General features: G+C 57.9%; 21 protein-coding genes. 5 read left to right on the plus strand and 16 right to left on the minus strand.

Annotated elements, in window-relative coordinates; translation table 11 throughout:
• Positions 1 to 603: 603 nt before the first annotated feature.
• The 5 genes from ACLTXB_RS16040 to dnaA form a co-directional block, all read right to left on the minus strand.
• Positions 604 to 909 (minus strand): Tat pathway signal protein, encoded by a 306-nt coding sequence (locus ACLTXB_RS16040; RefSeq protein ID WP_110441641.1) that lies wholly within the window; start codon positions 907 to 909, stop codon positions 604 to 606.
• 13 nt (positions 910 to 922) lie between these two features.
• Complete coding sequence (gene recF / locus ACLTXB_RS16045) at positions 923 to 2,041, minus strand: DNA replication/repair protein RecF (RefSeq protein ID WP_302667624.1); 1,119 nt, start codon at positions 2,039 to 2,041, stop codon at positions 923 to 925.
• Entirely contained in the window at positions 2,038 to 2,253 is a 216-nt protein-coding gene (locus ACLTXB_RS16050; protein ID WP_302667623.1) for an RNA-binding S4 domain-containing protein, read from the minus strand. Before ACLTXB_RS16050 ends, recF begins: the two co-directional genes overlap by 4 nt.
• A 166-nt stretch (positions 2,254 to 2,419) precedes the next feature.
• The gene (dnaN, locus tag ACLTXB_RS16055; RefSeq protein WP_428227672.1) at positions 2,420 to 3,526 is read right to left on the minus strand and encodes a DNA polymerase III subunit beta; all 1,107 of its coding nucleotides are present in this window, start codon (positions 3,524 to 3,526) and stop codon (positions 2,420 to 2,422) included.
• Positions 3,527 to 4,410: 884 nt separating this feature from the next.
• Positions 4,411 to 5,727, minus strand: coding sequence for a chromosomal replication initiator protein DnaA (gene dnaA / locus ACLTXB_RS16060; RefSeq protein ID WP_428227673.1), 1,317 nt, complete (start codon positions 5,725 to 5,727; stop codon positions 4,411 to 4,413).
• A gap of 525 nt (positions 5,728 to 6,252) precedes the next feature.
• On the opposite strand from dnaA, the gene rpmH reads away from it, so the two are divergent.
• The 5 genes from rpmH to jag all read left to right on the plus strand — a co-directional run bounded on the left by rpmH (position 6,253) and on the right by jag (position 9,843).
• Positions 6,253 to 6,387: a 50S ribosomal protein L34 gene (rpmH, locus tag ACLTXB_RS16065; RefSeq protein ID WP_040649988.1), complete on the plus strand. Its 135-nt coding sequence runs from the start codon at positions 6,253 to 6,255 to the stop codon at positions 6,385 to 6,387.
• A gap of 563 nt (positions 6,388 to 6,950) precedes the next feature.
• Complete coding sequence (rnpA, locus tag ACLTXB_RS16070; protein ID WP_008982334.1) at positions 6,951 to 7,316, plus strand: ribonuclease P protein component; 366 nt, start codon at positions 6,951 to 6,953, stop codon at positions 7,314 to 7,316.
• Complete coding sequence (gene yidD, locus ACLTXB_RS16075) at positions 7,313 to 7,531, plus strand: membrane protein insertion efficiency factor YidD (protein ID WP_008982333.1); 219 nt, start codon at positions 7,313 to 7,315, stop codon at positions 7,529 to 7,531. Before rnpA ends, yidD begins: the two co-directional genes overlap by 4 nt.
• Before the next feature lie 39 nt (positions 7,532 to 7,570).
• On the plus strand, positions 7,571 to 8,965 hold the full coding sequence (yidC, locus tag ACLTXB_RS16080; RefSeq protein WP_428227674.1) for a membrane protein insertase YidC: 1,395 nt from the start codon (positions 7,571 to 7,573) through the stop codon (positions 8,963 to 8,965).
• A gap of 2 nt (positions 8,966 to 8,967) precedes the next feature.
• On the plus strand, positions 8,968 to 9,843 hold the full coding sequence (jag, locus tag ACLTXB_RS16085) for an RNA-binding cell elongation regulator Jag/EloR (RefSeq protein ID WP_008982330.1): 876 nt from the start codon (positions 8,968 to 8,970) through the stop codon (positions 9,841 to 9,843).
• A 760-nt stretch (positions 9,844 to 10,603) separates the two neighbouring features.
• Here jag and ACLTXB_RS16090 read toward each other — a convergent pair.
• The 11 genes from ACLTXB_RS16090 to ACLTXB_RS16140 all read right to left on the minus strand — a co-directional run bounded on the left by ACLTXB_RS16090 (position 10,604) and on the right by ACLTXB_RS16140 (position 23,228).
• Positions 10,604 to 11,845: a glycoside hydrolase family 3 protein gene (locus ACLTXB_RS16090; RefSeq protein ID WP_428227675.1), complete on the minus strand. Its 1,242-nt coding sequence runs from the start codon at positions 11,843 to 11,845 to the stop codon at positions 10,604 to 10,606.
• A 271-nt stretch (positions 11,846 to 12,116) separates the two neighbouring features.
• Positions 12,117 to 13,916 carry an aspartate--tRNA ligase gene (gene aspS, locus ACLTXB_RS16095; protein ID WP_008982328.1) on the minus strand — a complete coding sequence of 600 codons (1,800 nt, stop codon included), beginning with the start codon at positions 13,914 to 13,916 and terminating at the stop codon, positions 12,117 to 12,119.
• Positions 13,917 to 13,973: 57 nt separating this feature from the next.
• The gene (locus ACLTXB_RS16100; RefSeq protein ID WP_428227676.1) at positions 13,974 to 14,474 is read right to left on the minus strand and encodes a hypothetical protein; all 501 of its coding nucleotides are present in this window, start codon (positions 14,472 to 14,474) and stop codon (positions 13,974 to 13,976) included.
• Between the two features lie 118 nt (positions 14,475 to 14,592).
• Positions 14,593 to 15,960, minus strand: coding sequence for a histidine--tRNA ligase (hisS, locus tag ACLTXB_RS16105; protein WP_428227677.1), 1,368 nt, complete (start codon positions 15,958 to 15,960; stop codon positions 14,593 to 14,595).
• Positions 15,961 to 16,992: 1,032 nt separating this feature from the next.
• Positions 16,993 to 17,409, minus strand: coding sequence for a methylglyoxal synthase (locus ACLTXB_RS16110; protein WP_008982325.1), 417 nt, complete (start codon positions 17,407 to 17,409; stop codon positions 16,993 to 16,995).
• Positions 17,410 to 17,451: 42 nt separating this feature from the next.
• A complete protein-coding gene (gene minD, locus ACLTXB_RS16115; RefSeq protein WP_020989973.1) occupies positions 17,452 to 18,186 on the minus strand; it encodes a septum site-determining protein MinD in 735 nt (244 codons plus the stop codon).
• A 140-nt stretch (positions 18,187 to 18,326) separates the two neighbouring features.
• A complete protein-coding gene (gene rsmG / locus ACLTXB_RS16120; RefSeq protein WP_008982322.1) occupies positions 18,327 to 19,040 on the minus strand; it encodes a 16S rRNA (guanine(527)-N(7))-methyltransferase RsmG in 714 nt (237 codons plus the stop codon).
• Between the two features lie 4 nt (positions 19,041 to 19,044).
• Positions 19,045 to 19,377: a hypothetical protein gene (locus tag ACLTXB_RS16125; RefSeq protein ID WP_302667615.1), complete on the minus strand. Its 333-nt coding sequence runs from the start codon at positions 19,375 to 19,377 to the stop codon at positions 19,045 to 19,047.
• A gap of 197 nt (positions 19,378 to 19,574) precedes the next feature.
• Positions 19,575 to 20,648, minus strand: coding sequence for an acyltransferase (locus ACLTXB_RS16130; RefSeq protein WP_428227678.1), 1,074 nt, complete (start codon positions 20,646 to 20,648; stop codon positions 19,575 to 19,577).
• A 117-nt stretch (positions 20,649 to 20,765) separates the two neighbouring features.
• Complete coding sequence (gene serS, locus ACLTXB_RS16135) at positions 20,766 to 22,067, minus strand: serine--tRNA ligase (RefSeq protein WP_428227679.1); 1,302 nt, start codon at positions 22,065 to 22,067, stop codon at positions 20,766 to 20,768.
• Between the two features lie 570 nt (positions 22,068 to 22,637).
• Positions 22,638 to 23,228 (minus strand): hypothetical protein, encoded by a 591-nt coding sequence (locus ACLTXB_RS16140; protein ID WP_428227680.1) that lies wholly within the window; start codon positions 23,226 to 23,228, stop codon positions 22,638 to 22,640.
• Between the last annotated feature and the right edge of the window lie 91 nt (positions 23,229 to 23,319).

The raw sequence follows: 23,319 nt of genomic DNA on the forward strand, positions 1-23,319 counted from the left end.
CTGGGGGTTGATTCCGGTGAGCGCCTTCGCGCAGCGGGCGCTCACAGTCATCTGCCCCCCAGACCCCCGGTTACGGGGGACGCCCTCCTGGGGATTTGATTGAAACCTTCCGGCGGCCCGAAGAGAAGATCTGTGATACCACTTGCCTCGGCCCACTAGGGCCTATATATTTGAATTTTGAAAGAAATACCGTTGAAATGACACCGCCTGGTGCAGAAAAGCTGTGGCAGTTGGGCAGTAGCTGGGGATCTAACCGACCACCGCCACACCAAACAGGTAGGGATGCAGGAGGCGGTGTATGTTAGCGTGGCAATGTCGGAAAATTTTAGTGGTAAAAGGGCCTAAGGCCCGGGAGTAGAAGAGAGCAAGGTCAAAGCTTAGGACCGCCGGAACGGACCAACCGCCCAAAGGGACACACTCCCGTAAATGGGGTCCGGGGCAAGCCGCCTGTGAGCACCCGCTGCGCGAAGGTGCTCACCGAAGGCGGCCCCAGCGGCGTTCAAGGTGAATTGCCCCAAAGGGGCAAGAGAGGGTGGCCTGGGCCATTGCCTACTTTGCCGCCGTGGGCAAAGTAGGCCGCCCATCAGGGTGGAACCCTATCTTTCAACGCAAATCATCAATAATCTTCGGCGACCAAAGATACTTCCAAAACCTCCACCCCAAATACATCCCAAGCAGCAGCGCCACCGCGGGCACGCCGGGAAAAATAATTAACTGGGTGAGGGGGGAGACGTCTTTGCTCTCCCAATTCTGTATCCGGACCCAAAGGGCCACGATCAGAAAGACAACCGCAATCACCGGCGGCAGAAACCGCCAAAACCGGCGCCGGGGCAGGCGGCAGCATAGATACTCCGCCAAAGCGCCGAAAAACAGGGGCAGCAGAAAGAAAATTCCAATGACAATGGGCATCCCGCCGCCTCCTTTACACCAAGCGCTGGGAGAGAACGCTCCCTCCCTGGATCTGAAAGCTTTTGCCCCGCTCCAGGCCGTCCAGTTTTTCCGGCTCGCAGCAGGTGATGAACACCTGACCGCCCTGGATGCGGTTCAATACAAAGGATTGCCGTTTTCCGTCCAATTCAGACAGCACGTCGTCCAGCAGCAGCACCGGCCACTCGCCGGTCTCCTGCTGAAAAATCTCCCGCTGAGCCAGTTTCAGGGACAAGGCCGCCGTCCGGGTCTGGCCCTGGGAGCCAAACTGTTTGGCGCTCTGGCCGTCCAGCTCCACCACCAAGTCATCCTTATGGGGACCGCTGAGACACTGGCGGCTGTCCAATTCCGCCCGGCGGTGGCTCTCCTGGTGGCGCATCAGGCTTTCAAAAATGTCCTGCACACTACCTAGCGGGTCCTGAACGGTGGAAACCGTCTCATACCGCAGACCAAGCTGCTCCCGCCCGCCGGAAAAATCGGCGTGGATGGCGGGGGCTTGTTCCCCCAGCCGCCGGACAAAGTGGGCCCGGTAGTGAATGATCCGGGCGCCAAACTGGGCCATGCGGAGATTAAAGTCGTCCAACGTATCCAGCAGGGAGGGATTTTCCTGCCAGTCCCGCAAAATCCGGGTCTTGTGCTCGTAGAGGCGGTTATATTCCGCCAGCGCCTGAGCATACCTGGGCCGCAGCTGACAGATTGCCCCATCTAAGAAGCGCCGCCGGGCGGCGGCCCCCTCCCGAATGAGGTAGAGGTCCTCGGGACAGAAGAGGACGGTGGTCAAAATCCCCGCCAGCTCTCCAGCGGTTTTCAGCCGCAGGCCGTTGGACCAGAGCTGCCGGGTTTTGCCCCGGCAGAGCTTGGCCTCCAAAATAAAGGTGCGCTCCCGGCTGTCTACTTCTCCCTTGATGTAGCCCTGGGGCTGATCCAACATGATGAGCTCCCGGTCATACCGGGCCCGGTGGGACCGGGCAGAGGAGAGGTAGGCGATGGCCTCCAGCAGATTGGTCTTTCCCTGGGCGTTGTCCCCGTAGATGAGATTCACCCGGGGGTGAAAGGTGGCCTCCACGTGGGCATAGTTGCGGAAAAAGTCCAGCTCCAGCCGGTTTAACTTCATTGGACGGTCAGCTCCAGCTGGTCGTCGATGCAGGCCACGTCCCCGGGGCGCATTTTCTTGCCCCGCATGGTGCAGGTCGCCCCGTTCACCTTGACCCGGCCCTCCTGAATGATCAGTTTCGCGTCGCCGCCGGTCTCCACGGCTCCGGCAAATTTCAGCAGATCCTGGAGCTTAATAAACTCCGTGCGGATCTGGACAGTCTCTTTTTCCATAGTCACTCCTTATTTTCAAAAACGAAATATCGTCTCAAACTTTTTCACGGATGGACGCCGCCCCGCAGGGCGGCAGCCCCAGAAGCAAAGCGAAGCTTTGCAGAAAGTTCTTTGCTAAGCTTTCTTTCAAGAAAGCGTGGACTACTTTTCTTGAAAGAAAAGTAGTTTAATTCGCCTTCAGACGGACAGGCAGCACCATGTAGACAAAGGTCTCCTCCCCCTCGGCGGGCAGTATGACGCAGGGAGCCACACTGGAGGAGAACTCCAGACGCAGCTTATCCGCCGGAGCGGCCTTCAGCGCATCCATCAAATACTTATTGTTGAACCCGATCTCCAGGCCCTGGCCGTCTCCATCGATGGGGCACTGGTCGGCGGCGTCACCGATGGCGGTCTTTGTGGTAATATCTACCATTCCATCTCCGAACACGCAGCGCAGCGGGCTCTTGAGCTTCTCACTGATAATCAAGGAGACGCGCTCAATGGAGGAGAGAAGGGTGCGAGTGTCGCACTGAATCTGAATGGGGTTGTTGCGGGGGATGGCGTTGCGGTAGGGGAGGAACTCGCCCTCCAGCCGGCGGCAGACCAACACGGTGTCTCCGGCCTGGAACAGAATGTGGCGGGCACCCTGGTTTACCGTAACAGGCCCCTCTCCGGAGCAGATCTTCTCTACTTCACTCAGGGCAGAACCGGGCACCACGAAAGAAAACTGTTCCGATCCTTCAATTTTATCAGCCTTCTCCCGGCGCAGCGCCAGGCGGTAGCCGTCCACGGACACCACAGTCAAATCGTTGTGGTCCACCTCAAAGAGGGAACCGGTGTGGACGGGGCGGCTCTCATTGTCGCTGACAGCAAACAGGGTCTGTGCAATCATGGAGCGCAGAGCGGACTGCTCCAGCGTGATGGAGTTCTGCTGATCCACGGTGGGCAGCTCGGGGAACTCCTCGGGATCGGTACCTAAAATATTGAATTCGCTCATGCCGCACTTGATGTTGACCATGTAATCTTTTGAGGTGAAAACCACCATATCATCGGGCATTTTGCGGATAATTTCACCAAAAAGGCGTGCAGAAAGCACCAAAGAGCCGGGCTGTTTAATCTCAGCGGGAACGGTGGCCTGGATTCCGGTTTCCAAATTATAACCGGTGAGGCGGAGTCGGGTATCGGCTTCAATCAGGATTCCCTCCATGGCAGGGATGGAGCTTTTCGCTGCAACCGCTCTTGATGCAATGGATACAGCCGCTGTGAGCAGTGCCTTTTCACAGGAAAATTTCATGGGTTTGCCTCCTTCGCGTCGCTCCTCCCCGCTCTCTCTAAAGAGAGGAGAGGATTAAATTTCGTAATAGTAGCCCGTAGGGGGAAAAAATGTGGAAAAACGCCGTCCGCCTTACTCTCGCAATGGAAAGCGCGTCCACAGGGGGTGGGGAAGAATTTTGGTTCCTTTCCACAGGTAGTGGTGCCCACGGGAGTTTTCCACAACATACACCAAGTTATCCACATTTAAGTGTGGATAACCGGGATGTACTGGGGCCTGGGAATTTTTTAAATATGCTATATAAAATGAATACTTATGCAGTTAATATTCAATTATGCTGGAAATAGGTGGTTCTACTAAGAGTATTCCGCCCTGCGGGGCGGGGAAAGGCGGATGTTACTTTCTGAACGATCAGAAAGTAACCAAAGAATCGCTGGGGCCGCTTCCGGTGAGCACCTTGCCTGCGGCGGTGCTCACAGTCATTGCCCCCAGACCCCCATTTTACGGGGGGCGCCCTCCTGGAAGATGGGCACTTGCGTCCGGCGGCTCCGAACACAAGATCTTGCATCCTTCTTGCCTCAGGGACACAGGCCCCTATTTGGTCAGAAATTTAAACGTGTCCGCGTTGTACGGACACCGCCTACTCTGGCAAAGCCGTGGCAGCTGGTCCGTGGCCGGACGTGAACTGTCCGCTCGATCACTACCGCACCAAACAGGTAGGCAGGCACCAGGCGGTGTGCGTTAGAATATAAGAACTCTCAAATTTGAATGGCATCAGGCCCCAGTGGGCCGAGAATCGAACGAGAACAGATCTTGATTTTGCCCGCCGGAACTAACTGCCTAACCAAAGGGACACTCGTTTTGGACAAAGCTCTTTTGCCCGCTTTTCTCTCGAGAAAAGTAGGTTATTCGTAGCGGATATTGATATTCGAAGTAATATCCTTAATGATCTCCGCCTTCTCCGGGTCAGTCTTAACCAAATCCTCAATCCGCTCAATGGAGTGCAGCACCGTAGTGTGGTCCCGGTTATCAAACTCCTTGCCGATCTCCTTCAAAGAGAGGTTGGTCATGCGGCGGATCTGATACATGGCGATCTGGCGGGCCAGGGAAATGTCCTTGGCACGGCCCTGGCCACGGAGGGTGGCAGGCTCGATGTTATAGAACTTACACACCTCGTCAATGATGACGTCGGCTGTGGGTACGATGTCCGACTTCTCCTTAAACATGTCCTTGACGGCCCGGACCACGGTGTCCTTGTCCACCGAGTCGCCCATGAGCTGCTGATAGGCCATGATCTTGTTGACGGTACCCTCGATCTGCCGCACGTTGGCGGTGATGTTCTCGGCAATCAGCTGGAGCAGGAACTCGGGCAGCTCCACCCCCATGCGCACGGCCTTGTTTTTGATGATGGCCATACGGGTTTCGTAGTCGGGGGGCTGGATGTCAGCCAACAGGCCCCACTCGAAGCGGGTCTTCAGTCGGTCCTCCAGACGCAGCATCTCCTTGGGAGGACGGTCGGAGGTGAAGACGATCTGCTTTTTCAGCTCATAGAGGGTGTTGAAGGTATGGAACATTTCCTCCTGGGTGGAGTCGCGGCCGGCGATAAACTGCACGTCGTCCATGAGGAACACGTCGGCGCCGCGGTACTTCTCCCGGAACTCCGCGTTGCGGCCCTCACGGATGGCCTGGATGAGCTCATTGGTGAAGGTGTCTCCTTTGATGTAGACCACCTTGTACTCCGGGTGGTTCTTATGAATGGTATGAGCGATGGCGTAAAGCAGGTGGGTTTTGCCCAGACCGGATTCGCCATAGATAAACAGGGGGTTGTAGCTCTGACCGGGGTTGTCGGCCACCGCGCGGGCGGCGGCGTGGGCAAACTTGTTGGAGGAGCCCACCACGAAGCGCTCGAAGGTGTACTCCTCTGTCCCGGGGAAGAAATCATTTTTTTGAGCGGGCTGCTGGTATTGGTCCAGTTCCCCTTCCGTAAGGACCACCACGTCCATCTCGGCGGAGAACAGCTCCCGCAGGGCGTTTTGGATCTTGGAGACGTACCGGGTGGCGATGATGTCCCGCTTGAACCGGGTGGGGGAGTAGAGGCCAAAACGGTCGTCCTCCAGCGCCACGGCGGTGGCGTCGTCAAACCAGGTGTTGATGGTGGTGGCGGTCATCTCCGGCTGCATGAGGGTCAAAACCTTTGCCCAGACGTCAGCGGCAGGATTCATGGAAAAACCTCCTTGAACAAGAGCGCCGGGGGCGTGAAAGCGGCAGCTCCGAAATACAGGGCCTGGCCCTGAGAAAGAAAGCGGGGAAAAAGAAAATGGGGTCCCTGCCGGCCCAAACTGGGCAGGGGACCCATTTGGTGTTTGTTTTCCGGACGCAATCAAAAAATGGGCGCAATTCGTCATCGTCATTATAGCAAAAAAACCACCCTGCCGCAAGGCGTTCCCCCTGGTTTTCCGGGGTATTTTTTATTTTAATAGTATGGGTGATTTTTTCCAGCAATGGGGCAGGTAGCAATATGAACACAAGATGTTGTGTTTTTTCGGGAGGAACGGAAAAAAGATGGAAAAAGGAAAAGAAAATAGTTGACAAGGAGAAAAACTTTCGTCTATAATAATCCGTACTGGATATGCCCGGGGATGGTTTTGTGCCCCCCGCAGGCCCAGCTTTTGACGCAGACCGCAGCCGGAAACGGCTGTTGTTGGGCCGGTGATGCCGGCTTGAATTCAAGTGAGGAGGTGTCCCCCATGCTTCGTACCTATCAGCCCAAGAAGCGCCAGCGTTCCAAGGAGCACGGCTTCCGTAAGCGTATGGCCACCCGCAATGGCCGCAAGGTTCTGGCTCGCCGTCGTGCGAAGGGCCGCGCTCGTCTGACCCACTGATCCGTGGGCTGGACAGATCCCGTTTTTGCCTGAGCTGTATGGCCTGGGCACACCGGATCTTCCTATGCGATATGGCAGAAGGACACAATTCAGAAACGCATATTTAGGGGCGTGGGAATGATTCCCCCGCCCCTGCGGTGCATACAGCGAAATGCGGAGGCGTGCGGAGCAGCGCGGATGGACCGGAGCGAGGGCAAAAAACCGAAGGGCCGCGAAAGCGGCACTGTTTTGCGCCCGAGACGGAGGGCCGATTCCCCCTGTCAGGGGGAAATGGCCGAAGGCCAAAAGGGGTAGGGAAGCCGCGCGTTGCGCAGCCGCTGAAGCATGACAAGGAGAAGTGTGTAGGACAGGCCCTCTCTCCATTTTTGAGGGACAAGCCTACCCGGTTTCATGCTCTCTTACACCCATATGCGGGACTTTTTGTGCTTTTTTGTCCTATTGAAGCTATCATTTTGGATTTACAGCAGAAGCGAAGCGGAGCTTCGCAGAAAGCTCTTTTGCCTACTTTTCTCTCGAGAAAAGTAGGAGCTTTCGTTCAAGAAAGCGGGAAAGCGGAGGAGTTTATGAAGCACACCATTGCCTTAAAACAAAATCATGAATTCCGCCGCCTGTACAACAAGGGCCGCAGCGCGGTGTCGCCCTATTTTGCCATCTACTGCCGCAAGACCAACCGGCCAATCAGCCGGCTTGGCATCACGACAGGAGTGAAGCTGGGCAACGCCGTCAAGCGCAACCGTGCCCGCCGGAGAATCCGGGAGCTGTACCGTACCAATGAAGCTCGGCTTGCGCCTGGCTATGACATTGTGGTGGTGGCCCGCACCCGGGTGATCTACGGCCGTTACCGGGATCTGGAGCGCAGCTTTCTTCAGCTGATGCGTAAGCTGGAGCTGGTGCGTCCCCAAGAGGGAGCCAAGTCCGAACCAAAATGAAAAAGCTGTTTTTGTGGTTGATCCGATTTTATCAGCGGGAAATTTCGCCTCTGCGCCCCCCATGCTGCCGCTTTATTCCCACCTGCTCGGCCTATGCTCTGGAGGCAGTGGAAAAGTATGGAGCGTGGAAGGGGGGCTGGCTGGCATTGCGCCGTATTCTGCGGTGCAATCCCTTTCACCGGCAAAAATCCATTGAGTACGACCCCGTACCCTGAGGATAAGCCGGAACCAACTAAATATGTGGAGGTACCATTGTGGGTATTATTCTGAAACCCTTTGCCATGCTGTTGATGTTTTTCTACAACTTCTTCTCCAGCTATGGCATTGCTCTGATCCTCTTTGCCTTGGTGGTAAAGCTGATCCTGTTCCCTCTGTCCCTGAAGGGCAAGAAGAGCATGATCAAGATGAACCTGCTCTCCGGCAAGATGCAGCAGCTGCAAAAGCAGTACGGCAAGGACCGGGAGCGCTATCAGATGGAGGTCCAGAAGCTCTATGAGCGGGAGAAGGTCAACCCCATGGGCGGCTGCCTGTGGTCCTTCCTGCCCCTGTTCATTTTGATCCCCCTGTACTATATCATCCGTGAGCCCCTGACTTACCTGATGGATGTGCCTAAGGACGCAATTGCCAAGATCGCAGAGATCACCGGCATTGCCAACACCGGCGCGTATCCTCAGATCGCTATGGCTGAGGCCCTGAATAAGGATGGTATGCTGGCTCAGGTCCAGGCTGCGCTGGGTGATGCCGGAAATGGATTGTTTAATCTGGACTTCCACTTCCTGGGCATCAATCTGGCCGATATTCCCAACTGGAAGTTCTGGGAGGGCGGACTGAGCTGGGGTTCTGTGGGCCTGTTCCTGCTGCCCCTGGTGTCTGTGGTCATGTCTCTGCTGTCCATGCAGATCAGCCTGAAGACCAACCAGATGAGCCGCAATCAGGCTCAGGACGAGGCTACCGCCAAGACCAACCGCACCATGATGATCATGATGCCCCTGATGTCTCTGTGGATCGGCTTTACCGTTCCCGCCGGTCTGTCCATCTACTGGATCGCCCAGTATTTCTTCTCCATCTTCCAGGAGATCATCTGCGGCAAGCTGCTGAAGAAGGACTATGAGGCCGCTCAGGCCGCCGCCGCTCAGCGCGAGCTGGAGGAGAAGGAAGAGGAGAAGCGGCGCAAGGAGGAAGCTCGTCTGGAGCGCCAGCGCCGTCTGGAGGAAGAGAAGAAGAACCGCGGCAAGAAGAAGTCCGCCAAGAAGGACGAGGATGCCGGCCCCGCCATCAACAAGGATGACAGCCGCATCGGTATCCGGGCCTATGCCCGGGGCCGTGCCTACGACCCCAACCGCTTCGGCGGGGTGACTCCCTATGTGGACCCCAGCGACCTGATCGCCGCTCAGAAGGCGGCGGAGGACGAGAAGATCCGAAGCAAGAATAAGAAGAACAAGAAGAAGGAGCAGCCCGAGGACAAGCAGGCAGCCACTGAGACCGCCCAGAATGTCCAGCAGCCCGCCCCCGAGATCCCCGCCCCGGAGCAGGAGCAGCCCCAGAGCGAGGTCGCCCCTGAGACCGCTGAGGTCACCGAAGCCGTTGAGACGGTGGAGAAAGTCCAGGAGCAGCCCCAGGACGAGGATGACAAGAAGGAGGGTGTCTGATTATGCGTAAGTGGATCGAGACCACCGGCCGGTCCGAAGAGGACGCCATCGCCGCCGCCCTGTTCCAGCTGGGTCTGGACCGGGACGACGTGTCCGTGGAGGTCATCGAGCGGGCCAAGTCCGGTTTTCTGGGTTTCGGCGGCAACCCCGCCAAGGTCCGTGTAAGCTATGAGGTGCCCGGCGAGGAGGAGACTCCCGCCGCCGAGGAGGTAAAGGCCCCTGTTGAGGAGCCTAAGCCTGTGGTTGAGGCCCCCAAGGCCGCTCCCGCCCCCAAGGAGGAGCCCGCGCCTGCTGCCGCTGAGAGCGCCCCCAAGCAGGAGGAGGAGAACACCCTGCAGCCTGGGGACGAGGTGATCATCGGCAAGGAGGAGAAGCCCGCCCCTGCCCCTGTGGCTGAGCTGGAGCCCGCCGCCGAGGATGATCCCAAGGCCATGAAGATCCGGGAGTTCCTGGAGGGCCTGATGGAGCACCTGAACGTGCAGGCTACCCCTGACATCTACCGCAGCGAGACCGGCTATAAGGTCATTCTCCAGGGCCACGGCCTGGGCGCCATCATCGGCCGCCGGGGTGAGACTCTGGACGCTATCCAGCAGCTGACCAACTACTCTGTGAACCGCGGCCAGTCCAAGCGGGTGCGTATCCACATCGACGCCGAGGGCTACCGGGCCAAGCGGGAGGAGTCCCTCCAGCGTCTGGCCGTGAAGGTAGCGGGCAAGGTGGTCAAGTATCGCAAGAACATGACCCTGGAGCCTATGAATGCCTACGAGCGCCACGTGATCCACGCCGCTCTGCAGGACTATCCCAATGTAACAACTTACTCCACTGGTGTGGAGCCCAACCGCCGCACTGTGGTGGCTTACGCCCCCAACGGCCGGTAAAAACCATCCATAAGCACATCCGGGACCTTGTTTTCACAAGGCCCCGGATTTTTTATCCACATTTTCTGCGGAGAATGTGGATAAGTTTTATTTTGAAAGAAACGGGTGTTCCTTTTTGCTTGTCCAAAAAGGAACCAAAAAGACACCAGGGAGTGTGGCTCCGACGAACACCTCGCCGCAGGCGGGTGTTCCTAGTCGCCACCCCTGGACCCCGATTACGGGAGTGGGCCACTTTGGCCAGGCAGTTAATTCCGGCGGGCAAAATCAAGACCTGTTTCCGTTCTACTCTCAGGCCTTAGGCCCTTTTGCCATCGAAATTTAAAGCTACTTCATTCTAACGCACACCGCCTGGTGCCTGCCTACCTGTTTGGTGCGGTGGTGACCGTATAAATGCGCCCAACAACTGCCCAGCTGCCACGGTTATGCCGGAGTAGGCGGTGTCATTTCAACGTATTTGTCCACCAACATTTTGCACACATAGGGCCTAAGGCCCGAGGCAAGCGGTACCACAGAACTTGTTTTTGCCCGCCGAGAGGGTATAAAAGTCTTTCTGGAGGGCGTTCCCCGTAAACGGGGGTCCAGGGGGCAATGACTGTGAGCACCGCCGCAGGCGTGGTGCTCACCGGAAGCAGCCCCTTGGCGCATCTTTGGTTCCTTTCTGTGCGAGCAGAAAGGAACCTTCGTCCTCTGCGTCTCCCAAGGCGGAACCAATAAAAAACCACCTCACCGGGTTCCCGGTAAGATGGTTTTATTAGCAGAATCAATTGCCCAGCAGGCCCAAATCATACTTCCACTGCAGAACCCGTGTCACCGACTGATCGATCTGTGCCTCGTCGATCTCACCGCTTTTGACGGCCTGTACCACCTCAGGAATCTGGGTCTGGAAGTCGGTGGTGATAATCATATCATTGCCGGCCTTTACCGCCATCACAGCGGGAGATTGGTCGCCGGCATAGGCAGCTACCGCATCCATGGCCAAATCGTCGGTCATGATCACGCCCTGGAAGCCCAAAGTGCTGCGCAGTTCGTTATGCACAGCGGGGGAGAGGGAGGCAGGCAGCTGATTGTCCACACAGGACATCACATTGTGGCTGACCAGAACGGCATCGGCTCCCGCCTGGATACCGGCGGTGAAGGGGAGATAATCGCTGGTCTGGAAGGTCTCATAGGGACGCTCGTCAATGGCCACACCGGTGTGGGTATCCACATTATTCCCATAGCCGGGGAAATGCTTGAGGACGGAACCAATGCCCTCTGTGTCCATGGTTTTCACCACGTTGGACACATATTCCGCGGTGGCCTGGGCGTCCTGGCCAAAGGAGCGGTCATAGATAAAGTCGTTGGGGTCGGTGGATACATCAGCCACCGGAGCCAGATTGACATTCACACCCAGTCCCAGGAGGGTCACACTCTTCTGACGGGCATCCTGAATGATGCTGTCCATGCCGCCCTCGGCAAAGAGGGCCTGGGGAGAGAGGCCGCGGTGGGAGAAAAGATTGGGGTTAGAGCTGGCACGGACCACGGTGCCGCCCTCTTCATCGGTTCCGATGAGCAGAGGCACGCCGGATGCGCTCTGATAGGAGCTGATGTCATTGCGGACCTGCTCGGCGGTTTTGTCTTTAAAATCACGACCAAAGAGAATGTATCCGCCCAGTTTATACTGGGACACCGCCTCGACCGCACCTGTGTCAGGGCAGCGGACAAAGAACATCTGGCCCACCTTTTCCTCCACAGTCATAGTGGAGAGCAGTTCCTCAATGATCTGGTCCTGATTTTCTGTGGAACCGGAAGTGACGCTGGGATCAGGCTGTGAGGGGGGCTCCTCCGAATCCTGGGATGCGTCCGGTGCGCCAGAAGAACTGTCCTGGCTGGAGCTGTCGGAGGACTGGACGCTGGAATCCTGGGGCGTGCTTTGAGAGACGGTGGATTGGGCGCTTGTGCCAGAAGTCGGGGCACAGCCGGTCAAAAGCACGCACAGAAAAACGATCAGTGCTTTTTTCATAGCTTCCTCCTAAAAAACAGCGCGGAGGCAAACGCGTCCGGAAATCGGGGCGGTTCTCTCCACACTTTCTTACAGTCTCTTTACTGATATCTTACGTACTATACCACTAAGTTGTGATATTGTCAATTTTTTGAGGCAAATTAAGTCGATTTTAAAAAATAAAGGCAGGAGCGGCAAACTATGTCGCTCCTGCCAAATATCTGTGTGAAAGGGTGGAGGGAAGCGGAGCTTCCCAGAGAGTTCTTTGCCAAGCTTTCTTTCAAGAAAGCGGTTACTCCTCGTCAGAAGTCTCTTCCCGGCGGGTGACGGCCAGAGAGAGGTCATCCAATTGTTTATCATCCACGAAGTCGGGGCAGTTGGTCATGGGCTCGCTGGCGTTCTGCACCTTGGGGAAGGCGATGACGTCGCGGATGGACTCGGCGCCCGCCATCAGCATGCACAGACGATCCAGGCCGTAGGCCAGGCCGCCGTGAGGAGGCGCGCCGAACTTAAAGGCGTTAATCAGGTGGCCAAAGCGCTCCTGGGCGTCCTCATCGCTGAAGCCCAGAGCACGGAACATGGCCTGCTGGGTCTCGGGCACGGAGATACGGATGGAGCCGCCGCCCAGCTCGGTGCCGTTGAGTACGATGTCGTAGGCCTTGGCGCGGCAGTTCTTCTTGTCGGTCTCCAGCTTGTCCAGGTCCTCGTCCATGGGAGCGGTGAAGGGGTGGTGCATGGCCACGTAGCGGCCCTCTTCCTCACTGTACTCGAACATGGGGAACTCAGTGACCCACAGGAACTTGAAGTCCTTGGGATCCAGCAGACCCAGCTGCTTGGCGCACTCGCAGCGCAGAGCGCCAAGCGCGGCAAAGACGACCTCGTCCTTCACGTCGCCCACGATGAGGATCAGGTCCCCGTCCTTGGCGCCGGCGCGCTCCAGAATGGCCTTGTTCTCCTCCTCGGTGAGGAACTTCTGGTAGGAGGAGGTCACCTGGCCGTCGTGCATACGGGTCCAGGCCAGACCCTTGGCCTTGTAAGTCTTGACGAACTCGCCCAGCTTGTCGATCTTCTTGCGGGGGAAGTCAGCGGCGTGGCCGTTGACATTGATGAGGCGTACAGAGCCGCCGCCCTGAACCGCGCCGGAGAACACACCGAAGCCGCAGTCCTTCACGATGTCGCTGATGTCCTTGAGCTCAAAGCCGAAGCGCAGGTCGGGCTTGTCGGAGCCGAAACGGTCCATAGCCTCACGCCAGGGCATGCGCAGGAAGGGGGTCTGCACGTCCACATCCAGAACCTCCTTGAAGACCCGCTTCAGGAAGCCCTCCTGAATGCCCATCACGTCGTCCTCGTTGACGAAGGACATCTCCAGGTCGATCTGAGTGAACTCAGGCTGACGGTCGGCGCGCAGGTCTTCGTCACGGAAGCAGCGGGCGATCTGCATATAGCGGTCAAAGCCGGACAGCATCAGCAGCTGCTTGTACTGCTGGGGGGACTGAGGCAGAGCATAGAACTTGCCGGGGTGGACACGGGAGGGAACCAGATAGTCACGGGCGCCCTCGGGGGTGGACTTGGTGAGCATGGGGGTCTCGATTTCCAGGAAGCCCTGCTCGTCAAAGTAGTCCCGGCAGATCTTGGTCACCTTGTGGCGGGTGGCGATGGCGTGCTGCATGTCGGGGCGGCGCAGGTCCAGATAGCGGTACTTCAGGCGCAGCATGTCGTTGGCCTTGGAGTTCTCCACGATCTCAAAGGGAGGAGTCTCGGCCTTGGCCAGCAGGCGCAGCTCAGAGACATAAATCTCGATGTCGCCGGTGGCGATCTTGTTGGTCTTGCTCTCACGCTCCCGCACCAAACCGGTGGCGGCGATGACGTACTCAGAGCGCAGGGTGGAGGCCTTCTCGAAGATGGCCTTGTCGGTGCTGTCGTCGAAGGACAGCTGGACCAGACCGGTGCGGTCACGCAGGTCCACAAAGATCAGGCCGCCCAGGTCGCGCTGACGCTGGACCCAGCCGCACACGGACACGGTCTTGCCCGCATCGCTCAGGCGCAGCTCGCCGCAGTAGTTGGTGCGGTGGAAATTCTGCAAATTATCCATGAAAATCAACTCCATTTTGTATTAGAAAGTTAGAAAATAGCAAATTGTTTTAAAAAACTAAGAATTGCCCGCTACTCCCTGCTGCTGAATAAAGTCAGCCAGGGTCTCGTTCAAGTCCCGGGGAGACACGGAAAAGACCAGGGTACGGCTGTGCCGCCCGGTGAAGGAGATCCACACCTTGCCGGGATAGTCGGCCTGTACCGTCACCAGGTCATCCGCAAACGAAAAGGAAACCCAAGCAGTGACATTTGCAGCGGGGTGGGAGGAGGAGGGCGGCAGAAGGTTTTCCAGACTGGCGCGGTAGGAGGGTTGCTCCAGCAGCTCCAGCAGGCCCTCATAGTCCTCCTGGCCGGGGGTCAGGTCATTCAGCATCCAGGTCTGCAGGCTGGCTTGTCCAGCCGTGACATGGCCCTCAACAGCGTAACCCGATGCGCCGGTAATGTTGTCCCGGTTCATGCCCGTGGCCTGCCAGAAGGTTTGGGGGCGGGTGTACCACAGGCAGAAGGCAACGACAGCTATCGCCATCAGACAAAGAGAAAGCAAGAGCTTCTTTTTCATCGGCTATACTCCTTTCGTACGCCTGGGAACGGAAGGGGCCCTACTTTTTTCGAGAAAAAAGTAGGCAAAAAAGCTTTATGCAAAACTTCGTTTTGCCTCTGGCAGGGGAGGGGAGAGGTTACTCCCCCTTATCCAGGATTGGCTTACCCTGATTGAGCTTGTCCAGGCCGGCCTGGATGTGGGAGACCGCCTCGGCGGGAGAGAGCTTTACCTGCTCGCCGGACTGGAGGTCCTTCACGGCGCACACGCCGGAAGAAATTTCGTCCTCGCCCAGGAACACGGCATAGGGGATGGACAGCTTATCGGCATAGGAGATCTTCTGCTTGAACTTCTTCTGCTCGGCGTGGATCTGGGTGCGGATGCCGGCCTGGCGCAGGGTGGTGGCCAGAGCGATAGCGGGGGAGAGGTCATCGGTCATGGGCAGGATCAGCACGTCGGCGGGAGCGGTGTTCAGGGCGTCGTTGAGGTAGCCCTGATCCTCCAAAACGAAGAACAAACGGGTCAAACCGATGGAAATGCCAACTCCGGGGAGTTGTTTATCGGTATAATATTCCGCCAGGTTATCGTAACGACCGCCGGAGCAGATGGAACCAATCTCCGGGTGGTCCAGCATGGTGGTCTCGTAGACGGTGCCGGTGTAGTAGTCCAGACCGCGGGCGATGGTCAGGTCCACGGCGAAGTGGGTCTGGGGCACGCCAAAGGCAGCCAGATATTTGACCACGGTGTTCAGCTCGTCCAGGCCCTGGTCAAAGATCTCGTTGCGGCCGCGGTAGCCCTCCAGAGCGGAGAGAACCGCCTCGTTGGAGCCGGTGATGGCAATAAAGGTGAGGATCTCGCCGGCCTGCTCCTCGGTGAGGCCGATCTCCTCCTCCATGAGCAGCTCCTTGACCTTCTCGGCGCCGATCTTATCCAACTTGTCCACCGTGCGCATGATTTCGCCGGACTTCTCGGTGAGGCCAAGCATGGCGTAGAAACCGTTCAAAACCTTGCGGTTGTTGACCCGGATCTGGAAGCGCTTCAGGCCAAGACGGGTAAAGGCCTGGTAAATGATGGCGGGGATCTCCGCCTCGTTGGAGATGTCCAGCTTCCCGTCGCCGATGACGTCAATGTCGGCCTGATAGAACTCACGGAAGCGGCCACGCTGGGCGCGCTCACCACGGTACACCTTGCCGATCTGGAAGCGGCGGAAGGGGAAGGTGAGCTTGCTGTAATTAAGGGCCACGTACTTGGCCAGAGGAACCGTGAGGTCGAAGCGCAGAGACAGGTCGGTGTTGCCCTTCATGAAGCGGTAGATCTGCTTCTCGGTCTCGCCGCCGCCCTTGGCCAGCAGCACCTCGCTGGCCTCAATGAGGGGGGTGTCCAGGGGGGTGAAGCCGTAGAGAGAATAGGTTTCCCGCAGGATCTCTACCATGCGGTCAAACTGGGCCTGACGGGCGGGGAGGAGCTCCATGAAGCCGGACAGGGTGCGAGGTTGAATTTTACTCATCGGTATCAAAATCCTTTCTTTGAAGTATTTTTTAAAACCAGGACGGGGATGTGACTTTCTGAGCGATCAGAAAGTCACCAAAGAATCGCCGGGGGGCTCCTTCGATGAGCGCCTGCGCGGAGCGGGCGCTCATAGGCGTCGTCGCCCCGGACCCCCATTTACGGGGGACGCTCTCCTGTCAGATCATAGAATCCTCCCGGCGGCCTAAAACAAGACCATTTGGTCCTTCTTGCCCCGGGCCTTAGGCCCTACCAAGCGGAAATTTAAGGTGTGCGCGCTGTACGGACACCGCCTACTCTGGCAAAACCGTGGCAGCTGGCCCGCCCACGGTCACCGCCGCACCCAACAGGTAGGGATGCATCAGGCGGTGTGTGGTAGAGTGGCAGTGCCTTCAAATTTTGATGGCAACAGGCCCCAGTGGGCCGAGAATAGAACGGGAACAGAACTTGATTTTGCCCGCCGGAAAATACCTAAGATCCAAAGGGACACACCTCCGTAAATGGGGGCCTGGGGGCAATGACTGTGAGCGCCCGCTGCGCGAAGGCGCTCACCGGAAGCGGCCACCAGCGGCGTTTTGGTTACTTTGCCGCCGCGGGCAAAGTAACAATGTTTTCTTAGGAGGACAACGGCCGCCCTTGCAAATGATTGGAATATCACCGCCGCCCCGCAGGGCGGAACCCCAGAAGCAAAGCGAAGCGTTGCAGAAAGTTCTTTTGCCTACTTTTCTTACAAGAAAAGTAGGCGCTCTCGTCCCAGGATTGGGACGAGAGCGCCTAAGAAAACGCTTCGTGGTGCCACCCAATTTCAGAACAGGGCGACCCCGTTCCCTTTCGCCCCTGTGTTGTGGCAGGGGAGACCGCGCCCGTCTCCGAGCCCGCTGGTAGCGCCGTCTTCCTCCGGGCCATCTCCCTAAAACCCTTTCAGCCGTGGGGTTTCTCTCTGTCGGGCGGTAACCGGACTACTCATGCGCCGTCATGGCGGTTATATGGTGCTATGATACCCTAAATAGGGGGAAAAATCAATCTTTCTGCCTTACAGGGCAAAGGGAACCCGGTTGGGGTTCATGACGATGCGCCAGTCAAGATCGCCCCGGGCCAGGCCGTGGATGAGCAGCTCCGCGGTAGCCACGTTGGTAGCCATAGGCACGGAGTGCTGATCGCACAGACGGGCGATATACATGACGTCCTCATCCATGCTGTTGTCCTGGGGAGAGTTGAAGAAGAGGACCAGGTCGATCTCGTTGTAGATGATGCGCTGGCCGATCTGCTCAATGCCGCCATGCTCATGGGACAAAAACAGATTGACCGGCAGACCGGTGGCCTCCGCCACCATCCGTCCCGTGGCATTGGTGGCGCAGACGGTATGCTTAGACAGGATGCCGCAATAAGCGGTACAGAACTGTACCATCAGCTCCTGCTTGCGGTTATGACACATGATAGCGATATTCATGGTGGCGGTTACCTCCTTGTAATCGTAATAAAAAGGAAAAAATCAGCGAATGCGCATGATGGGCACGCGAAGGCCCTGGATTCGTTTTGCGATATTTAAACAGGCGTTGGCGGCGCCCTGCCGTCCGCCCAGGATCAAGGGACGGCCCTGATTGGCCGACAAAATGACTCTGGGGTCCTCGGGGACCACGCCGATGAGGGGCAGGCCCGCGGCGTCCATGGCGTCGTCAATGGTGGTGCGCAGCTGGCGCAGCAGCTTGGGTTGGATGCGGTTCATGACCAGATGGATCTGCTCCAGACGGTCCAGCTCAGCCACGGTGCGCTGGGCATCCCGCAGGGAGGAGGCGTCGTTGGTGGATACCACCAGGGCCCGGTCCGCGCCGCAGGAGGCCAACTGAAAGCCGGGTCCCAGGCCGGCAGGGGAGTCGATCATAATATAATCATACCGCTTCCGGGCCGCATCCAGCAGCTCCTGAACCTGCCACTGGGTCAATTGAGGGGTAAAGGACATAGGGGCGGTCAGCAAAGACAGGCCGGGCAGATCCGGGTGGCTCACCGCCGCCTTTTCCAGAGAGCAGCGGCCAAACACAACATCGGAAAAGTCCATCAGAGCCCGGTCGCTGAGTCCCAGGGAGATGTCCAGATTGCGCAGACCGATGTCCATGTCAATGCACAGCACGCTCTTGCCCAGCCTGGCCAGGCAGGAGCCCACGCCGCCGGTGATGGAGGTTTTTCCAGTTCCTCCCTTGCCGGAGGTAACTACGATTACGCTTCCCATGAAATTCCTCCTATACACCAATTCCAGTCTATCACAAATCTAAGGTACGTCAATGATTTTTTTGGAAAAAATATGGTCAAATTAAAATAATTTTCACTCAAAAGCAAAAAAAGGCAACAATAAACCAAATTAAGCCAAAATCAGAGCGGATTCTTTTGGATTTTAGCCCATCTTCTGGGATAGCCTTTCAGAGTGGGAGCCACTTTGCGGATGGGGATGAGACGGTGGGTCACTCCCGCACCGGGGACAGGGTAGTCCATCACAGGCTCCACCCGGCCGCCTAACATTTTGATGCAGTGGGCGGCCTGATCCAGCTCGTCCTGGCTGTCTACCGACTTCATAGCCAGGAATACGCCGCCTACCTTGACAAAGGGCAGGCACAGCTCGCACAGAAGGCGCAGCTCGGCTACCGCACGGGCGGTGACTACGTCGAACCCGTCCCGCCAGCCTTTTACCAGAGCCTGCTCTTCCGCCCGGGCGTGGACGGCCTGGATGCCCTCCAGACCCAGCTGGGCGCACACCTCATTGAGCCAGTCCACCCGCTTGTTCAGGCTGTCCAGCAGGGTGACCTGGAGGGAGGGGACCAGGATCTTCAGCGGCAGGCCGGGCAGACCGGCGCCGGTGCCCACGTCAAGCAACGTCTTGCCCTCAAAGTCTCCCCAGTTGAGCAGGGCGGCGCTGTCCAGCATGTGCAGCCGAGCAACCCCGTCCTCCTCCCGGATGGCGGTGAGATTCATCACCTGGTTTTTCTCCAGCATCAGCCGGCCGTACTCAGCCAGCTGTTCCGGGGCGTGTTCCGGCACCCGGTCGGCAAGGCCCAGCTCCGCCAGGCCGGAAGATATGATCTCCTTCACAGCGTCAACCTCCAAAGTTGCTCAGCAGTCCGGCAATGCCGATGGGCAGGGTGGCCAGTGCCAGCGCCCAGCACATCACGGCCAGAAGAATGGCGGGCACCTTGCCCGGCCGGCCGGTGGAGCGCCAGCTCACAATGCTCACCGCGCCCAGGCCGATGAGGCCGGGCACTGTCAGCAGGGGACCCAGGTTACCAAGCGTGGTGCCGGTAAAAAAGTAATAGGTGGTCAGAGCCACGAGGATCACCATGTAGCTCAGACCGATCCAGGCCAGGGTCCGCTTCACCGGGGAGGCGGGGGTGTAGCCCTGGTCCTCGCCGGGACGTTTTTCGTCTGACATAAGAACCTCCAAACCGCAGCGGAAAGACCTCCAAAAATGGGAAGCTCAAAACCCTTGGGGCACAAGGGTTTTGAGCAGATTCTGCTCTGGAGCCGTTTTTCGGGGGAAAAATGACCCGGAGAAGGGGAGGGGAGGCCGCTATCCGCTGGAGAGCGGTGTAATATACAGATAAAATAATACAAAAAGGATATAACCCTTTACAACCGGGTGCCGACACGTCGGCCACCGGAGGTCAGATGCTGACGCAGCGTTCTCATCATCCACTGCCACAGCAGGGCGCCGCCAATGGTCACTGGGTAGACTACCAGCAGCCGCAGCACCAGTTCTGTCCCCACCGACGACAGGTTCAGACGGATCACCTGGTCATTGAAGATGACAATGATCAGACAGTGGTACAGGTAGATGAGGTAGCTGGCCCGGTCCACCGCCGCCCACAGGCGGGACAGGGAAGCCCGGTCACGGGCGGCCAGCAGAAACAGCAGCAGAATAGCACTGAGAATGTACAAGGTGTGGACCAGCTCCAGATAGGGGATCTCCCGCCGTCCGGAAAAGCCCAGCCAGCTGGCCACCCCATCCCACGCCGCAAAGAGAACGGCCAGGACAGCGATAAGAGGCGCGTTGCGTTCCAGCAGAGCCAGGAACTTGGAATAGGACTGGCCTGCGCAGCAGCCTGCCAGGTAGTAAATTAGGTAAGAGACAAATACCCGGTCGCCGTAGGGAAACGTTACGCCGGGGACAGCGCTGGTCAGAATGGCCTGGAGATACAGGGAGCTCAGCCAGGTCAGGCCCAGGGCAAAGGGAAGAAGCACCACCGGGTCAAACCGCCGGGCCAGCCAGAGAAACAGCGGAGTGAGCACCATGAACTGCACCAGGGTCACCACGAAGTAGAAGTGGCTGGACAGATCGCCCCGCACCAGGTATCCTCCGAAATCCGCCTGGGAGAAGGGGAAGTAGTGGTGGGTCCAGAAGTAGAGGTAGTAGATGGCCACCGCCAGGATGTAGGGGAGAAGGATGGTCCGCACCCGGCCCAGCCAGTATTTCATGAGGCTGCGGTGTCGGTCTGCAAACAGGGTAAGCTTCAGACCGCTGAGGAAGAAGAAGCCGGGGACCGACACAAAGGCCAGGCGCTGCACGCACAGAACAAGGGCGTATTGCCAGCTGCTGCGGTCAAGCACGGAGACCGGCTGGCTCAGGCAGTGGATCAGCACCACCAGGATACAGAAGAGCAGGTTCAGCAGGGAGAGTTCTTTTTTTCTGGTTCCCTGAGACATACACACAAGCTCCTTGTTATATATTTGGCCGCTGCCTGGCCGGAAGGGAACGCGCCCTTCGGGACCAGGCAGCGGGGGAGGGGAGAGGAGGAGCCGCAGCTTCTCCGGTCCGCCTGCTTATTTCTTGGGGATCAGCAACTCCTTGCCGCCCATGTAGGGGCGCAGGACCTCGGGGATCTTCACGCTGCCGTCGGCCTGGAGGTTGTTCTCCAGGAAGGCGATGAGCATGCGGGGAGGGGCCACCACGGTGTTGTTGAGGGTGTGGGGCAGGTAGGTGCCGTTCTCCCCCTTGACCCGCATCTTGAGGCGGCGGGCCTGGGCGTCGCCCAGGTTGGAGCAGGAGCACACCTCGAAGTACTTCTGCTGGCGGGGGCTCCACGCCTCGATGTCGCAGGACTTGACCTTGAGATCGGCCAGATCGCCGGAGCAGCACTCCAACTGGCGCACGGGGATGTCCAGAGAGCGGAACAGCTCCACCGACCAGCGCCACATCTTCTCGTACCAGTCCATGGACTCCTCGGGCCTGCACACCACCACCATCTCCTGCTTCTCGAACTGGTGGATGCGGTAGACGCCCCGCTCCTCGATGCCGTGGGCGCCCTTCTCCTTGCGGAAGCAGGGGGAGTAGGAGGTGAGGGTCTGGGGCAGCTGGTCCTCGGTGAGGATCTGGTCGATGAACTTGCCGATCATGGAGTGCTCGGAGGTACCGATGAGGTACAGGTCCTCGCCCTCAATCTTGTACATCATGGCGTCCATCTCAGTCTGGGACATAACGCCCTCCACCACGTTGCCGTGGATCATGAAGGGGGGAATGCAGAAGGTGAAGCCCTTGTCGATCATAAAGTCCCGGGCATAGGCCAGCACGCCCTCGTGGAGACGGGCAATGTCGCCCATCAGATAGTAGAAGCCGTTGCCGGACACGCGGCCGGCCGCATCCATGTCGATGCCGTTGAAGGACTCCATGATCTGGGTGTGGTAGGGGATGTCAAAGTCGGGGGTGACGGGCTCACCGAAGCGCTGCACCTCCACATTGGCGGAGTCGTCGGGGCCGATGGGCACGGAGGGATCAATGATGTTGGGGATCTGGAGCATGATGTGACGGATCTTCTGGGCCAGCTCCGTCTCCAGAGCCTCCAGCTCGGCCAGACGGTCGGCGTTGGCCTTGACCTTGGCCTTGGCCTCCTCGGCCTCCTGGAGCTTGGAGGGGTCCTTCTTGGCCTGGCCAATCAGGATGCCCACCTGCTTGCTGAGGGCGTTGCGCTGGGTGCGCAGCTCCTGAGCCTCGGCAATGGCGGCACGGTTCTGGCTGTCCAGTTCCAGCACCTCGTCCACCAGGGGCAGCTTCTGATCCTGGAACTTCTTCTTGATGTTTTCCTTTACCACGTCGGGGTTTTCCCGGACAAACTTGATATCCAGCATGGTCTGTTCCTCCAATATTGTTCATTTGGTATGGTTTTAAATGTTTCACGTGAAACCTACTTTTCTTGGAAAGAAAAGTAGGCAAAAGAACTTCCTGCGAAACTGCGTTTCGCCTCTCGCCCGCTTTCTTGAAAGAAAGCTTGGCAAAGAACTTTCTGCAAAGCTTCGCTTTGCCTCTCGCCCCTAGGGGAGGGGAGAGGTGAAAGCACCGTTTCCCTCGCCTGAGAGACCACCCAGCCACCCTGGCTTTGCCAGAGGAGGCGGTGTTTGTTCCGCGCGGAGTGTTCTAAACTTTGCAAACATAGGGCCTAAGGCCCGGGGCGAGAAGTATCACAGAACTAAATTTTGCCCGCCGGAAGGTCAGATTAACCTCACAGGAGGGCGTCTCCCGTAACTGGGGGTCTGGGGGCAAGATGACTGTGAGCACCGCCGCAGGCTAGGTGCTCACCGGAATCGGCCCCCGGGGTCTTTTCAGCTTCTTTTTGGACAAGCAAAAAGAAGCAACCATTTCTCAAAGTGTGGCGAAAACTTTTCCACATTCTAAACTAAAAATGTGGAAAAAATTCTGAATCAATAAACCGCGTCGTAGATCTCCTGATACCGGTCAGCCGGGGAGAAGCGGCCATTGTCCGTCACCGCCTCAGTGGGCAGCGCGGAAACCAGTTCCTCGCCCATCTGATCAATGAGGCTGCGGCACAGGCTGTATTTGCCCAGAACATAGGCCTCGTCGATCTGCCAGAACCAGCCCATCGCCTCCACGGACTTCTCATTGTTATTCTGGCTGTTGGAGAGGTCCCGATTTTCATTGGTGAGCCGGTCATTCTCCGACTGAAGCTCATTGATCTGCTCGATAAGTTCCATGTTCTCGTCGTAGATATCCTGGGCGGACTGCATGTTGCTCAGCGACTCCCGCAGGCCGGAGACAGATTGGTTCAGACTGTCCACCACCTGCTCGTTCTGCCGCCGCTCCATCATGAAGGCCAGCAGCATCAGCACAAAGGCGGCGGCAAAGAGAATGGTGATGTATTTGAACACCGATTTCTGCCGCTTCTCCTTGGTGGCAGGGGGTACATAGGCCGGGGCTTTCTTAGGCTCCTGCTTCTCCGGCGCGGATTCCCGCTTCTCCTGAGAAGGGGAGGGGGTACGTTCATCATTCTTCATAGGAATTGGGCTCCTCTCCGTGGAGGGTATTGAGCAGGCTCAGTAGGGCCTCCAGGTCCTCGGGGTTGTAGTATTCCAACTGGATCTTGCC

Source organism: Flintibacter sp. (assembly GCF_046973065.1).